This window comes from Streptococcus gingivalis, from assembly GCF_035544715.1.
GTDB lineage: Bacteria > Bacillota > Bacilli > Lactobacillales > Streptococcaceae > Streptococcus > Streptococcus gingivalis.
The window spans coordinates 161,921-177,284 of record NZ_JAYKTO010000002.1 but is presented as its reverse complement, the minus strand read 5'-3'; the positions used below and the strand labels follow the sequence as shown (position 1 = coordinate 177,284).

The 15,364-nt window shown below is 43.7% G+C and carries 15 protein-coding genes; 14 read left to right on the top strand and 1 reads right to left on the bottom strand.

The window, feature by feature from the left end; genetic code table 11:
* Positions 1 to 8: 8 nt before the first annotated feature.
* Complete coding sequence (locus tag SM122_RS07115; protein WP_155170404.1) at positions 9 to 575, top strand: DNA-3-methyladenine glycosylase I; 567 nt, start codon at positions 9 to 11, stop codon at positions 573 to 575.
* A 211-nt stretch (positions 576 to 786) separates the two neighbouring features.
* Here the strand turns inward: SM122_RS07115 and SM122_RS07110 are convergent, their stop codons facing one another.
* Positions 787 to 1,818, bottom strand: a complete 1,032-nt coding sequence (locus tag SM122_RS07110; RefSeq protein WP_155170406.1) for a S66 family peptidase — start codon at positions 1,816 to 1,818, stop codon at positions 787 to 789.
* A 374-nt stretch (positions 1,819 to 2,192) separates the two neighbouring features.
* Between SM122_RS07110 and SM122_RS07105 the strand changes: the two genes are divergently transcribed.
* The 13 genes from SM122_RS07105 to SM122_RS07045 all read left to right on the top strand — a co-directional run bounded on the left by SM122_RS07105 (position 2,193) and on the right by SM122_RS07045 (position 15,333).
* Entirely contained in the window at positions 2,193 to 3,461 is a 1,269-nt protein-coding gene (locus SM122_RS07105) for a competence/damage-inducible protein A (RefSeq protein WP_070594637.1), read from the top strand.
* A 120-nt stretch (positions 3,462 to 3,581) separates the two neighbouring features.
* Positions 3,582 to 4,727, top strand: a complete 1,146-nt coding sequence (recA, locus tag SM122_RS07100; RefSeq protein ID WP_024054712.1) for a recombinase RecA — start codon at positions 3,582 to 3,584, stop codon at positions 4,725 to 4,727.
* 87 nt (positions 4,728 to 4,814) lie between these two features.
* Positions 4,815 to 5,213: a transcriptional regulator Spx gene (gene spx, locus SM122_RS07095; RefSeq protein ID WP_003009108.1), complete on the top strand. Its 399-nt coding sequence runs from the start codon at positions 4,815 to 4,817 to the stop codon at positions 5,211 to 5,213.
* A gap of 135 nt (positions 5,214 to 5,348) precedes the next feature.
* Complete coding sequence (locus tag SM122_RS07090; protein WP_031576799.1) at positions 5,349 to 5,945, top strand: SP0191 family lipoprotein; 597 nt, start codon at positions 5,349 to 5,351, stop codon at positions 5,943 to 5,945.
* A gap of 124 nt (positions 5,946 to 6,069) precedes the next feature.
* On the top strand, positions 6,070 to 6,336 hold the full coding sequence (locus SM122_RS07085; protein WP_003002070.1) for an IreB family regulatory phosphoprotein: 267 nt from the start codon (positions 6,070 to 6,072) through the stop codon (positions 6,334 to 6,336).
* Positions 6,336 to 6,755, top strand: a complete 420-nt coding sequence (ruvX, locus tag SM122_RS07080; protein WP_003014525.1) for a Holliday junction resolvase RuvX — start codon at positions 6,336 to 6,338, stop codon at positions 6,753 to 6,755. The genes SM122_RS07085 and ruvX overlap by 1 nt, the downstream gene beginning before the upstream one ends.
* Positions 6,756 to 6,777: 22 nt before the next feature.
* Complete coding sequence (locus tag SM122_RS07075; RefSeq protein WP_003001941.1) at positions 6,778 to 7,083, top strand: DUF1292 domain-containing protein; 306 nt, start codon at positions 6,778 to 6,780, stop codon at positions 7,081 to 7,083.
* A 207-nt stretch (positions 7,084 to 7,290) separates the two neighbouring features.
* Entirely contained in the window at positions 7,291 to 8,523 is a 1,233-nt protein-coding gene (locus SM122_RS07070) for a bifunctional folylpolyglutamate synthase/dihydrofolate synthase (RefSeq protein WP_070675841.1), read from the top strand.
* 76 nt (positions 8,524 to 8,599) lie between these two features.
* Complete coding sequence (locus SM122_RS07065) at positions 8,600 to 9,010, top strand: SP_0198 family lipoprotein (protein ID WP_070675840.1); 411 nt, start codon at positions 8,600 to 8,602, stop codon at positions 9,008 to 9,010.
* Between the two features lie 276 nt (positions 9,011 to 9,286).
* The gene (gene cls / locus SM122_RS07060) at positions 9,287 to 10,822 is read left to right on the top strand and encodes a cardiolipin synthase (RefSeq protein ID WP_324737921.1); all 1,536 of its coding nucleotides are present in this window, start codon (positions 9,287 to 9,289) and stop codon (positions 10,820 to 10,822) included.
* Between the two features lie 168 nt (positions 10,823 to 10,990).
* The gene (locus tag SM122_RS07055) at positions 10,991 to 12,847 is read left to right on the top strand and encodes an MFS transporter (protein ID WP_324737920.1); all 1,857 of its coding nucleotides are present in this window, start codon (positions 10,991 to 10,993) and stop codon (positions 12,845 to 12,847) included.
* 122 nt (positions 12,848 to 12,969) lie between these two features.
* Positions 12,970 to 15,180, top strand: coding sequence for an anaerobic ribonucleoside-triphosphate reductase (nrdD, locus tag SM122_RS07050; RefSeq protein ID WP_324738367.1), 2,211 nt, complete (start codon positions 12,970 to 12,972; stop codon positions 15,178 to 15,180).
* A 12-nt stretch (positions 15,181 to 15,192) separates the two neighbouring features.
* On the top strand, positions 15,193 to 15,333 hold the full coding sequence (locus tag SM122_RS07045; protein ID WP_006595204.1) for a hypothetical protein: 141 nt from the start codon (positions 15,193 to 15,195) through the stop codon (positions 15,331 to 15,333).
* The last annotated feature ends 31 nt before the right edge of the window (positions 15,334 to 15,364 follow it).

The window sequence follows — 15,364 nt, the reverse complement described above, 5'->3', positions numbered from 1 at the left end:
AGAAGTCTATGCCAAAACGCTGTGGCTGGGTCAAAATGAGCAACCCTCTCTATGTAGCCTACCATGATGAAGAATGGGGACGACCCCTCCATGATGACCAGGCCCTTTTTGAGTTGCTTTGTATGGAGACTTATCAGGCCGGTCTATCTTGGGAAACGGTGCTCAATAAACGGCAGGCTTTCCGAGAATCTTTTCATGGTTACCACCTTCAAGCTGTTGCAGAGATGTCGGATGAGGAGTTGGAAACTTTGTTAGACAATCCAGCCATCATCCGAAATCGTGCCAAGATCTTTGCGACACGGGCCAATGCTCAGGCCTTTTTACAAGTCCAGGCAGAATTTGGCACCTTTGATGCCTATCTTTGGTCTTTTGTCGATGGGAAAACCATCGTCAATGATGTTCCAGATTACAGTCAAGCACCAGCGAAGACAGCTCTTTCTGAGAAGCTAGCCAAGGACCTCAAAAAGCGTGGTTTTAAGTTCACCGGACCAGTCGCAGTTTTATCCTACCTACAAGCAGCAGGATTGGTTGATGACCATGAGAATGATTGTGAATGGAAAAGTGGAAATAAGTAACTTTAGATGACTAGAACATCAGAGAATATAGAAAAAGAGAGTGGGACAGAAATCGGTAATTCGTTAGAATTCGATTTCGTCGTCCCACCTCCGCACAGTTGAGTAGGGCTGTAAAAGCTGATGAAATCAGCGTAGTAGAGCCCACTCAACCACTGCGTCTTGCTCGACAATCCAAAGATAAATAAGAGGCTAGGACTTTTGTCCCAGCCTCTTATTTGTTATAGTCAAAGCGAATGACTTGCTCCGTTGCATCTACATGGGCATGGACTCCGAAGGGGACAATTGCTCTTGGAGTTGCGTGTCCAACATTCAGATTATAGACAATTGGGATATTGCTATCAATGATATCCAATAGTGCTTCTTTATAGTCGTCATAGAAAGTTTCATCCATAGGTTTTCCGACCAAGAGTCCACTGATGACCTCGAATATACCAGTTTCCTTTAAAGTCCTCAACATCTTTTTGAAGTCTTCAGGATTAGGCTTTTCTTGGCTGGTTTCTAGCAAGAGGATTTTTCCTTCCCAGTCGGATAAGTCAGGGAAAAGTTTGTATTTTTGGCAGAGGTCTATGCTATCCGCGTGTAGAGAGTTGTCAAAAATATCATAGAGAGACTCAAGACAACCACCGAGGATTTCTCCCTCAAACTGAGCATTGCCTTGTAACAAGTCAAAACCTGTATTTTCATGGCTGACACGAGGTGTTCCCAGAGCCTCGGGACTAAAATCAGTCCGTTCCTCATACCAAACGTTACTAGGGCGAATTTCTGAGATTCTACCAGTCTCAATCAATTCTTTAAAGTAGTGGCAGCTATATGGCAACATTTCTTTGTCTAACTCACAAATGTCTGCAAAAAAGGATTGCCCATAAAAAGTCTTGATTCCTAGTTTATGCAACATGAGATGGTTCATGGTCGTATCCGAGAAGCCAAGAAAAATCTTTTGCTTGATAACCTTTTGTAGTTGGTCATTTTCAAAAAGATAAGGTAGCAAGCGATAGGTATCGTTTCCACCGATGGCGCATAAGATCATGTCGATGCTATCATCGGAAAAGGCCTGAATCAAATCCTCTGCACGAGCTTCAGGATGTTCTTTGATAAAGTCTAAGCCTTTTAGTGAATGAGGTAAAAAGATAGGATTGAGTCCGAGGTCTTTGAGTCGTTGGACCCCCAAGTCCACTTCGTGCTTGACAAAGTCCTCTCTGATAATCCCACTAGATAAACTTATAATACCAATAGTAGAAACCATATCTCATCCTCCTAGAAAAAATTGATGCTATTGTATCACAAAAGATGAGGGGAAACAACAAGAATTAGAGTCAGAAGAAGGCTTTCAGATCAAGAAAGTAGTAAAAAAGCAACCACTCGATATGGTTGCTTCAGAATATGGATAAGCTCTATCAACAATAGAAATAGCCCTTTAGAAGTTGATTGCCACATAGTTAAAATTCTTAGGAATGCTGATGTAATGGTATTTCTAAGAGTTTTTACTTTATACACTAAAAGAAAAGGATTGAAGAAAGTTGTCCAAAATGGACTTTATCTTCAATCTGTTTTTTTAATAATTTAGGAAATTGTGTTAAAATGAAATGAAAATTACGAATAGTATAAGTAGGAGGCACCATGAAGGCGGAAATTATTGCAGTTGGAACGGAAATTCTAACAGGACAAATTGTCAACACCAATGCTCAGCTCTTGTCTGAAAAATTGGCTAGTTTAGGGATTGATGTCTATTATCATGTGGCGGTAGGAGACAATGAAGGTCGTCTCTTCTCGACCATTGAGACAGCTTCAAAACGCAGTGATTTGGTGATTTTATGTGGTGGACTTGGGCCAACAGAGGATGATTTGACCAAGCAAACCCTTGCTAAGTTCTTAGGGAAAGAACTGGTTTTTGATCCAACAGCGCTTGCCAAACTCGACACCTTCTTTGCCAGTCGCCCTGATTATGTCCGGACGCCCAATAATGAGCGACAAGCACAATTGATTGCCGGTTCAATCCCCCTTCAAAACCGTACAGGTCTCGCGGTTGGAGGTTTGATTGAAGTCAATGGTGTGACCTATGTCGTTCTACCTGGTCCACCAAGTGAGTTAAAACCCATGGTCAATGAACAATTGGTGCCTCATTTGACAACAGGGGAAGAGCTTTTTTCAAGAGTCTTGCGCTTCTTTGGGATTGGGGAAAGCCAGCTAGTTACGATCCTAGCAGATATCATTGAAAAGCAGAGTGATCCGACGGTTGCCCCTTATGCCAAGACGGGAGAAGTAACCTTGCGTCTATCTACAAAGGCGAAGGATCAAGCCTCAGCGGATGCGAAGCTCGATGTCTTAGAAAAGGAAATCTTATCCCGTCATACTCTGGATCATCAACCCTTGCAAGAGTTGTTTTACGGTTATGGAGATGACAATTCGATGGCCAAGGTTGCCTTTGATCTCTTGAAAGGGACTGGTAAGACCATTACAGCTGCAGAAAGCCTGACGGCTGGCCTGTTCCAAGCGACTTTGGCAGATTTTTCAGGGGCGTCCAGCATCTTCGCGGGTGGTTTTGTCACCTATAGTTTGGAAGAAAAAAGCAAGATGTTGTCTATTCCAGCTCAAGAGTTAGAGCAACATGGAGTGGTGTCTCATTTTACAGCTCAAGCCATGGCTTCACAGGCCCGTAAGTTAACAGGATCCGATTATGGTGTTAGCCTGACCGGAGTTGCGGGGCCAGATAGTCTAGAAGGGCACCCAGCAGGGACCGTCTTTATCGGACTTGCGACTCCAAATGGAGTGGATAGTGTCCAAGTCAATATCGCCGGACGTAGCCGAGCTGATGTCCGCGAAATTGCAGTCCTTCATGCCTTTAATTTGGTGCGCTTGGCTGTATTAAATGGTGAAAATTTGGTATAATGAAGCTTGTGCCAAATGAAGAATAATTCTAAAGATGGATAGGAAATGTGCCTTTCAAAGGACGGAAAACGTCAGTGAGTTGCATGTATTTCCTGTATAGCAAAAACATAGGAGAAAAGAATGGCGAAAAAACAGAAAAAATTAGATGATATCTCTAAGAAATTTGGAGACGAGCGTGAAAAAGCGCTCAACGATGCCCTGAAGTTAATCGAAAAAGACTTTGGTAAAGGATCCATCATGCGTTTGGGTGAACGCGCAGAGCAAAAAGTTCAAGTCATGAGCTCTGGTTCCTTGGCGCTTGATATTGCCTTGGGTGCTGGTGGTTATCCAAAAGGTCGGATCATCGAAATCTATGGTCCAGAATCATCTGGTAAAACAACCGTTGCCCTCCATGCAGTAGCGCAAGCACAGAAAGAAGGAGGCATTGCTGCCTTTATCGATGCCGAGCATGCCTTGGACCCATCTTATGCTGCAGCTCTTGGGGTTAATATTGATGAACTCCTCTTGTCTCAACCAGACTCAGGAGAACAAGGACTTGAAATTGCTGGTAAATTGATTGACTCTGGTGCCGTTGATTTGGTCGTTATCGACTCTGTTGCGGCCTTGGTCCCACGCGCAGAAATCGATGGCGATATCGGGGATAGCCACGTTGGTTTGCAAGCGCGGATGATGAGCCAAGCGATGCGTAAGCTTGGAGCTTCTATTAACAAGACCAAGACCATTGCTATCTTTATCAACCAATTGCGTGAAAAAGTTGGGGTCATGTTTGGGAACCCTGAAACCACACCTGGTGGTCGTGCCCTGAAATTCTACGCTTCTGTCCGTCTAGATGTTCGTGGAAATACTCAAATCAAGGGGACTGGGGACCAAAAAGATACCAACGTTGGTAAGGAAACCAAGATCAAGGTTGTGAAGAACAAGGTAGCTCCACCATTCAAAGAAGCCATGGTTGAAATCATGTACGGGGAAGGAATTTCACGTACAGGTGAATTGGTGAAGATTGCAACAGATTTGGATATCATCCAAAAAGCGGGTGCGTGGTACTCCTATAATGGCGAAAAAATTGGTCAAGGATCTGAAAATGCTAAGAAATTCTTGGCTGACCACCCAGAAATTTTTGACGAAATCGACCACAAGGTTCGGGTTCATTTTGGTTTGATCGAAGAAGACGAAGCAGTGAAAACCCTTGATAAAACTGAAGAAGCAGCTCCTGTCGTAGAAGAAGTAACTCTAGATTTAGATGACGCGATTGAAATTGAAGATTAATTTTTTTCAAAATAGGTCGCTAGACTGATGGTTTTTGTGTTATAATTTAATACGATAGTATTATCGTGTAGCGAAAGGAGTGCAGGCATGATTAAAATTTATACAGTGTCAAGTTGCACCAGCTGTAAAAAAGCAAAGACTTGGCTCAACGCTCATCAGCTAACCTATAAAGAACAAAACCTCGGTAAGGAAGGGATCACCAAAGAAGAATTATTGGATATCCTTACAAAGACTGAAAATGGAGTGGCAAGTATTGTCTCTTCAAAAAATCGATACGCTAAAAATCTAGGAGTGGACATTGAAGACTTGAGTGTCAATGAAGTCATTGACATCATCATGGAAACACCTCGTATTCTTAAAAGTCCGATCTTGGTAGATGACAAACGTCTCCAAGTGGGCTACAAAGAAGATGATATTCGTGCCTTCTTGCCACGATCAGTTCGAAATGTAGAAAATGCAGAAGCGCGGATGCGTGCAGCTCTTTAAAACGATTGAAAATCAGAAACAATTTGTTTCTGATTTTTTCTTGTTAAAAATCGAAATGGAAAGCAGTTTACTGCGCCATTTTACCAAATCTATGATACAATATTTTAGAAAACAATAACTAGTAAGGAATGGAAAATGAAAAGGAAAATCTTCTTATTGGGTGCACTTGCCTTGTGTTTGACGGGATGCGGTCAAAAAAAACAAGCGAAAACGCCAAATTCAAGTGAACAAAAGGCAATCCAAGCAAAAGCAGAGCAACTGCAAAAGGATAATAAGAGTATCCTGCAAAAAGCTGAAGAAAATAAAGTCATCACTAGAACCTTTGTCTTTCCAAAAGATGACAAGGGGACACAACAGACGCAAATCGTCACCTATGTGGGGAATACCTTTAAAAAATTGGAGACCATCAATGTGACGGCAACCGATGAGGAGTTGAAAAAAGGGATCCAACAGGTTGGAGTAGAGGAAGCGCAAAAGCAATTGAGAGAATCCTTTAATAAGGATGATGCCTTTAAAGAAGCTTTGACAGTGCCAGGTTTCACAGCTGATTTGACCTTGGAAAATGAGAATGAATACAAGGTAACCATCACCTATGACTTTGAAGCGATGGATGTGAAGAAGGCTGAAGGTATGACCTACTTCAAAAACAATCACTTACCAGAGTTGTTGAAGCTGACACCGAGTCAATTTGCGGACAATCTCATCAATGCTGGAGCAAGTGAGCAAAAATAAAAAAACAGTTTAACTGAAATAGCTCAAAAATGCTTGAAAAAGCTGTAAAATCAAGGGCTTGACCGTTGTGGAAAACTCTTGATTATGGTATAATAGTAATATTCTAAGGAAAGAGGGTGTTCTTGTGGGATTTACAGATGAAACAGTACGTTTTAATCTTGATGATTCAAATCGTAAGGAAATTAGCGAGACCTTGAAAGATGTTTACTTGTCACTGGATGAAAAAGGCTACAATCCAATTAATCAAATCGTAGGATACGTACTCAGTGGTGATCCTGCCTATGTACCTCGTTATAATAATGCACGGAACCAAATTCGTAAATATGAACGAGACGAGATCGTGGAAGAATTGGTACGTTATTATTTGAAAGGGCAAGGAATAGACCTCTAATGAGAATTATGGGATTGGATGTTGGCTCAAAGACTGTCGGGGTTGCTGTGAGTGATCCTCTCGGTTTTACAGCTCAGGGTCTTGAAATCATCCAAATCGATGAAGACAAAAAAGAATTCGGTTTGGAGCGCTTAGCCGAATTAGTAGCTCAATACAAGGTGGACCGTTTTGTTGTGGGCTTGCCGAAAAACATGAACAATACCAGCGGACCACGTGTGGAAGCCAGTCAGGCTTACGGCACGATGATTGCTGAAAAGTTTGGGTTGCCAGTCGACTACCAAGACGAACGGTTGACGACAGTTGCTGCAGAGCGGATGTTGATTGAGCAAGCAGATATTAGCCGTAGCAAACGCAAAAAAGTTATTGATAAGTTAGCGGCGCAGCTTATTTTACAAAATTATTTAGATCGCAATTTTTAGAAAGAAAACGAGGAAGAATAGTATGGCACATGATCATAACCACGACCATGAAGAACGTGAATTAATCACATTGGTGGACGAACAAGGAAATGAAACCTTGTTTGAAATTCTTTTGACCATTGATGGCAAAGAAGAATTTGGGAAAAACTATGTCCTTTTGATCCCTGCAAATGCAGAAGAAGATGAAAACGGCGAAGTTGAAATCCAAGCTTATTCATTTACAGAAAACGAAGACGGAACAGAAGGCGACCTTCAACCAATCCCAGAAGACTCAGATGCAGAATGGGATATGATCGAAGAAGTCTTCAACAGCTTCATGGAGGAGTAAAAACATCCACTGGATGTTTTTACCCCAACTCCAAGAAATTGGAAAGAGTTGGTAAGTCCGGGGGACGTTTTTAGCCCTGCTTCAAGAAACAAGAAAAAGCAGGAAGTCCGATGGACTTGCTGTAAAAATGAGAAAGAAATAACTACAAAAGAAAGGAGCGCAAACGTCAGAAGAGGTTTTGTCGCTTTTTTCTTTTAGGAGGAAGATGTGAATAAGATTGAGCAATGGATGAATAGTCGGATCGGTCTGAATTTTCGATCGGGACTGGATCGTATGGAGCAGGCAGTGAGCCTTTTAGGGAGGCCAGATAAGGCTTACCCGATCCTTCATGTGACAGGAACCAATGGGAAGGGATCCACAATCGCCTTTCTGCGTCAATTATTGATGGCTCACGGAAAGAAGGTTGGGACCTTTACCTCTCCTCATATGATCAGTATCCATGATCGGATTTGTATTGGGGATCAGCCGATTTCAGATGAAGATTTTACTCGGATTGGTCAAGAAGTTCAACAAATGGAGCAGACCTTGCTTCAAACCCAGGACCAACTCTCTTATTTTGAGATTATCTGCCTCATGGCCCTCTTGTATTTTAAGGAACAAGCTGTGGATGTAGTCTTGTTGGAAGTTGGCATCGGTGGGCTTCTAGATACGACCAATGTAGTGACGGGAGAGATCGCAGTGATCACTTCGGTTGGCCTGGATCACCAGGAAACACTGGGAGGGACGATTGCGGAAATCGCCCAGCAAAAGGCAGGAATCTTTAAGAAGGGCAAGAAAGCTGTGGTGGGTCCCTTATCGGATGATGCTATAGCTGTTTGTCAAGAAAAAGCGGAGCAATTGGCTGTGGGTCTCCACGCCTTCCAGAAAGATTTTGGCATAGAGCAGGATCGCTTTTGGAATGAACGTGTGGAACTTGTCTTGCCGTCTCTGGGCTTGAAGGGTGATTACCAACGGGAAAATGCTGCAGTAGCTCTGGAGGCCTTTCTCCTCTATATGGAAGGTCTAGATCAAGAAGTGGATATAGATCAGGTCAAGCACGCCTTGCAAGAGACGCGGTGGCCGGGACGTCTAGAGTTGTTTGGAGACCAGGTGTATCTGGATGGCGCTCATAATCCTCATGCTATGTTGCGCTTGATTGAGTTTGCCAATAGCTTAGCAGGAAAACGCGTGAAGATTTTATTCGGTGCTCTCAAACGAAAAGATTATAGTGGGATGCTCCAAACGCTTCAAGCGGGATTGCCAGAAGCTGAATTGATTTTGACGACCTTTCATTACGGTGAAGTGGTGGCGCAGGGTGATCGACAAGACCTGCCTTATGTGGCTGACTACAAGGCCTATATCAAAGAGTTTATGGATCAGAGCCATCCAGATGAGGTTTTATTTGTGACAGGTTCCTTGTATTTTATTGCAGAAGTAAGGGCATTTTTATTAGAGGGGTAAACAATTGACCTAAAGACTTTCTTGGCGTATACTGGTGGTAGATAGTATACGGTTATGGCGAAAGGAGTCGATCTTAATGAAAAAAATCATGTCTATACTGACCTTGGCGGTAGCTCTTTTCCTGACTGCTTGTAGCCAGCAAGAAAAAGCAACACAGACTTCGAGCAAACAGACGTCAACTTCATCACAGACTATGACTTCGGCGAGTGAAGAACAGAAAGAAGGAGTGTCCATAGATGGCAGTTATCGAGGACAGGACGAGGAAAATACGATTCTCTTAGTTGTGACGGGGCGAAAAGGCACGTTTACGGTACAAGATGCTGATGGAGAAGAAGAGACCAAAGAGGTCAGCATTGATCCGGTCAATCAATCCATGCGTATCGGGGATGAGCCTTATCGCTATCGGATCGAAGGAGATCAGTTGTCGCTAGAAGACCTAGAGCAAGCAGAGGATGATCAAGGGATTATCGTTTTGACCAAGCAATAAGGGACGAAACAAGAGAGAGTGGGACAGAAATCGGTAATTCGTTAGAATTCGATTTCGTCGTCCCACCTCCGCACAGTTGAGTAGGGCTGTAAAAGCTGATGAAATCAGCGTAGTAGAGCCCACTCAACCACTGCGTCTTGCTCGACAATCCAAAAATAATTGAGAGGCTAGGACTTCTGTCCCACTCTCTTTTTGTTTGTCTAGAAGGGGTTTGGTTGGTCGTTGCAACGGGTAAAAAGAATTGGTATACTAGTAGAAAGAAACAAGGAGGATGCTGTGACCTTTCGAAAATTACGTCTATTAATGTCCAAATATGGATTTAGTATTTTGTTTATGGGCTTTGAACTATGGGCCTCCTTTGCGGCCTTCTTTTGGCTCAATAGATGGTTCCCTCATTGGCTATCTGTTGCAGTCATTGGGCTCTTATATGTGTCGACAATCTTAGCTATTGTTAATCGAAATACCCCGCCTGAAAATAAGGTGACCTGGCTCTTAATTGCCGTCATTCCTGTCTTTGGATCGCTTTTATACCTCATGTTTGGCGAGCGGCGTTTGTCCAAAAAGGAAATGATCCAGCTGAAAAATATGGAGTCCATGAAGTTTCGAGAGGACAATAGTCATCAGTTGCGTAAGGAGCTCAAGCAAGAAAGCAAAGCGGTTTATGGCTTGGTCAAGTCGATTTTATCCATGGACCACAATGCGGATCTCTACAATGGGACAGCATCGACCTTTTACCCTCTAGGGGAGGAGATGTATGAGCAACTACTAGAGGATCTAAAAGCAGCGAAAAAATTTATCTTCATCGAGTTTTACATCATTGATGAGGGCTTGATGTGGAACAGTATCCTAGAGATTTTAGAGCAGAAAGTGAAAGATGGGGTTGAAGTCAAACTCCTTTATGACGATATCGGCTGTATGGCAACCTTGGCTGGGAACTATACCAAACGATTGCGAAAGATGGGGATTGATGCCCATAAGTTTAACAAGGTGATCCCCCGTCTAACAGTGGCATATAACAACCGAGACCACCGCAAGATTCTGGTCATTGATGGGCAGATCGGCTATACGGGTGGTGTCAATTTGGCAGACGAGTACATCAACCACATTGAGCGGTTTGGTCACTGGAAGGACAGTGCCATCCGTTTAGATGGACGAGCTGTTAAGGCCTTAACGCGACTCTTCCTCATGAACTGGTACATCAACCGTGGGGAAATCGAGGATTTTGACCGCTATCATATTGAAAACAAGGCAGTCGAAGGAGAAGGGCTCTATATTCCCTATGGGAGTGGACCAAAGCCAATTTACAAGTCGCAGGTCGGAAAGACGGTTTATCAAAATATGATCAACCAAGCGACGGATTACGTCTATATCACGACTCCTTACTTGATCATCGATTATGATTTGACAGAAGATATCCGCAATGCGGCCCTTCGTGGGGTGGATGTTCGCATCGTGACCCCGCATATTCCGGATAAAAAATTGATCCAAATTGTTACGCGTGGGGCTTACTTGGATCTGATGGATGCTGGTGTGAAAATCTATGAGTACACGCCTGGTTTTGTCCACAGTAAGCAAGTTCTGGCAGATGACGAAATGGCGGTTGTAGGGTCGATTAACTTTGACTACCGTAGTCTGGTCCATCACTATGAAAATGCGGTCTGGATGTATCGGACGCCTGCTCTGAAAGAGATCCGAGCGGACTTTGACCACATCTTTAAAGTATCTCAAGAGATCACTGAAGATACCTTCCACTTTACCTGGCACCAAAGCTTAATCAAGGAAATTATGCAATTGTTCGCACCGATGTTGTAAATGTATAAAAACGAAAATCAGAGTCAGGAATCGAGATGCCTGACTCTTTTTCCATAGGACTATGTGGCAAGAGGCTGACATGGTCGGCAGAATTTGGTATACTAGAAAAGATAATGGGCTTTTTTCTAAAAGGAAAGAGCAGAGGAATAGCGAAGAAAAGGAAAAAGAATGAGCGAAAAAGAGCAAGAAATGACTTCGAAAAAACTAGGGCTTCACGTGGGGGATAGTTTCCAGGATACACGTGAAATTCGCGAAGTGCTAGACAAGTCGGTCTTTCGCGAAGAAGAGCCGACTCATAGCCAACAGGCAGAAGTCTTGGAGGAGCCGGTTGCAATGGAGGCATCAGAGGAAATGAGTGATGTGGAGCCAGCAGTGGAAACAGAGCTAGAACCAGTAACAGAGCCTAAGCAAGAACCAGAACAGGAAGCGGAGCAACCGCTCAGTCGGATGAGTCGTCGTTCCCGTAAGGCGGGAGTTGAAGCGGCAAAAGTGGAAGCATCTAAGGTAGAAGAGGATACGGAAGAGCTAGAAGCGGATGTGGCAGTTGAGCCGATCCGTCGTCAATCCAAGCGTCCAGTCCCCCTAGCGATTCCTTTTGTGTTGAGTCTCTTGATTAGTTTGCTGCATGTCGGGGTGCCATTTTTAACCCGTTTTGCAACCAATCAACAATCGCAAAACTTGTATGCTGGCTGGGCAATGACCAAGGGTCAAGTACCGTTTGGTGATTTTTACGGAACCAATGGTCTGCTCTATTATGCGATCAACTGGTTGGGAAGCTTGGCTGGTGGACATTGGATCTTGATGATTCTCCAAGCGATTGCTCTCTTCTTTGCGGGGACTTACCTCTATCGGGTTGTGCGCTTGCTGGTGTCTGATAAAGATACAGCGAAGAATGTCCAGTTACTCTTTTATTTCTTGGTGCTAGGCCTTGGTTTTGGAGGGACTTATGTGACTCTCTTTAGCCTTCCAATCCTATTTGCTAGCATGAATTTCATTTTGGCTTATTTGATTGGGCATCGTAAGGACGAAGGCTTTATACTTTATGGTGCGATTGCTGCTGTGGCTTTCTTGATTGATCCGATGACCAGTGCCCTGTTTTATTTGTTGGCCTTCCTTGGATTAACAGCCTTTAACATCAAGCAGAAGAGATGGGCGCGTGGCTTTTATCAACTGCTAGCAGCTCTCCTTGGTTTTTCACTCGTCTTTTATCCAATTGGCTATATCACCGTTTTGAATCAGACTTTTGGCTATGCCATTAACCAAGTAACCTATGTCTTTAATGCCTTGAATTTTAGCAATGGACAGACCTTCAGTAATGCCATTTATTATGGACTGTTGGCGCTGGCCTTTGGCCTAGTCTCTGCCTTTTTGATGTCCTTTACCAAGCAAAATAGCAGTGCTCGACGGATCTTCCGCTTTATGGGATGGGCAGGTAGCCTGGTAGTCCTCATCGTGTCTATTGGTCTTCCTGAACAAGGCGCTTACCAATTGTTGCCAATGTTGCCATTTGTTCTTCCTTTGTTTGCGATCTGGTTCTCACGAGATGGGGAAGAAAACGATGGGATCGAACGTCGTGGTCGGAAGAAGAAAAACAAGGAAGTTTGGGCCGCTTACTTTACGAGCCAAGTTTTCTTACCGTTAGTAGCCCTTGTCTATCTGTTGGCGAATCCAGTGGTTCAAGATGTTGTGCTTCAGTCTGGCCAATCCAGTGAACGGAGCGCTATTGCCAGCTACATTAAAAATCACACCAAGTCGAAAGATACCATTTATGCATGGGATGCGACAGCTACTCTCTATCAAGAAAGCGATCGTTTGGCAGCTTCTGCCTTATTGACCCCGACGTCTTATCTGGGAATTAATGAAAATCGGACCAATGTGATCCAACAAATCAATCGGTCTGAACCCAAGTATATTGTGGTCAATAATCAGGTGGAGTTGACCTCCAAAATGAAGGACTTGCTCAAAGAAAATTATCGTCTCGTTGAGAAGAAATACCGTCATTTCAAACTCTATCAACGCTCTTAAGAAAATCAATATCTTGTGTTTTAGAAAGTTTTTTAGAATTTTCACCACAAGATATTGATTTTTATTTTTGGAGTGGTATAATACAACTTGTATGTAAATAAATGAAGAGAGGCATGTTTGGTATGATCACCTTGAGAGAAGAAAAACTGAGAATGGCCCCGGATATTTTTGTTGAAAAACGAGATGGCCGTCGTGTTCCATTCGATGTTGAAAAAATTTATAAAGCCTTGTTGAAGGCGACAGAAGAAGTGACTTCTCTCACTCCCGTGATGGAAGCCAAACTAGAAGCCATTGTCGATCGTGTGATCGCAGAGATTTTGGAACGTTTTCCAAATGGCGTGAAAATCTATGAGATTCAAAATGTCGTCGAGCATGAATTGCTTCAAGCTAATGAATATGCGATTGCAGAGAGCTACATTACTTATCGCACCCAGCGGGATTTTGAGCGCTCAAAAGCGACGGATATCAACTTTACGATTGGCAAACTCCTCAATAAGGACCAAGCCGTCGTCAATGAAAACGCCAATAAGGACAGTGATGTCTTTAACACGCAACGGGACTTGACGGCAGGGATCGTTGGTAAGTCTATTGGTCTTAAAATGTTGCCCAAACACGTAGCCAATGCCCACCAAAAAGGGGACATCCACTACCATGATTTGGACTATAGCCCTTATACACCAATGACCAACTGCTGTTTGATTGATTTTGAAGGCATGCTCAGAAATGGCTTTAAGATCGGGAATGCAGAAGTAGAAAGTCCTAAGTCTATCCAAACTGCAACGGCACAAATCTCGCAGATTATTGCCAATGTGGCCTCTAGCCAGTATGGGGGCTGCTCAGCTGACCGGATCGATGAAGTCTTGGCCCCTTATGCAGAAAAGAACTACCAAAAACACTTGACAGATGCCAAAGAGTGGGTGCTTCCTGAAAAGCAAGAGGACTATGCTTGGAGCAAGACTCAAAAAGATATCTATGATGCCATGCAATCGCTGGAATATGAGATCAATACCCTCTTTACCTCGAACGGACAAACTCCCTTTACTTCGCTTGGTTTTGGTCTTGGAACCAATCGCTTCGAGCGGGAAATCCAAAAGGCGATTTTGGAAATTAGAATCAAGGGACTTGGATCGGAACATCGGACAGCGATCTTTCCAAAACTGATCTTTACCCTCAAGCGGGGGCTCAACCTAGAACCTGGAACCCCTAACTATGATATCAAGCAATTGGCCTTGGAATGTGCAACCAAACGCATGTATCCGGATGTCCTCTCATATGATAAGATTGTCGAATTGACGGGCTCCTTCAAGGTACCCATGGGCTGTCGTTCTTTCCTTCAAGGGTGGAAGGATGAAAATGGTGTCGAAGTCAATTCTGGCCGGATGAATCTGGGAGTTGTGACGGTTAATTTGCCCCGGATTGCCTTGGAATCTGGCGGAGACAAGGAAAAGTTCTGGGAAATCTTTAATGAGCGGATGAACATCGCGGAAGATGCTTTGGTCTATCGGGTAGAGCGGACCAAGGAAGCAACCCCAGCTAATGCACCGATTCTTTATCAATATGGCGCTTTTGGGAAACGCTTGGGCAAATACGACCAGGTAGACCAACTTTTCCGCAACCGTAGAGCGACGATTTCACTCGGCTATATTGGATTGTATGAAGTGGCGACGGTCTTTTATGGGCCTAATTGGGAAGAAAATCCAGAAGCCAAACAATTTACAATCGAGATTATTAAGGATATGAAGAAACGGGTCGAAGAATGGTCCGATCAGTATGACTACCACTTCTCCATCTATTCGACACCGTCAGAAAGCTTGACAGACCGCTTCTGTCGCTTGGACACGGAGAAATTTGGGAAGGTTCCGGATATCACAGACAAGGAATATTACACCAATAGTTTCCACTACGATGTCCGCAAGAACCCAACCCCGTTTGAGAAATTGGACTTTGAAAAAGTCTATCCAGAAGCTGGAGCGACGGGTGGCTTTATCCACTATTGTGAGTACCCAGTTCTCCAACAAAATCCAAAAGCCCTTGAAGCGGTTTGGGATTATGCCTATGACAGGGTCGGTTATCTCGGAACCAATACGCCAATCGACCGTTGCTACAAGTGTGATTTCGAAGGGGACTTCGCGCCAACCGAACGTGGTTTTACTTGCCCAAACTGTGGCAATAGTGACCCCAAGACAGTGGATGTCGTCAAACGGACCTGTGGCTATCTAGGAAATCCTCAAGCTCGCCCCATGGTCAATGGCCGCCATAAGGAAATCGCTGCGCGGGTTAAACACATGAACGGGTCTACTATCAAATCAGCTGGACACCAAGTGAAAGATTAGAAAAGGAAGATTATGGGAAAATACCAATTAGACGATAAGGGCAAGGCTCAGGTACAACGATTCCACGAAAAACATTCGACAGGCGGAATCAATAAAAAAGACCGGGTAGCCAGCCTGAGAGAGCAATTTTTAAAGAAAGCTAAGAAAAAATAAAAGTGAGAGTTCGCTCTCGCTTTTCTCGTAT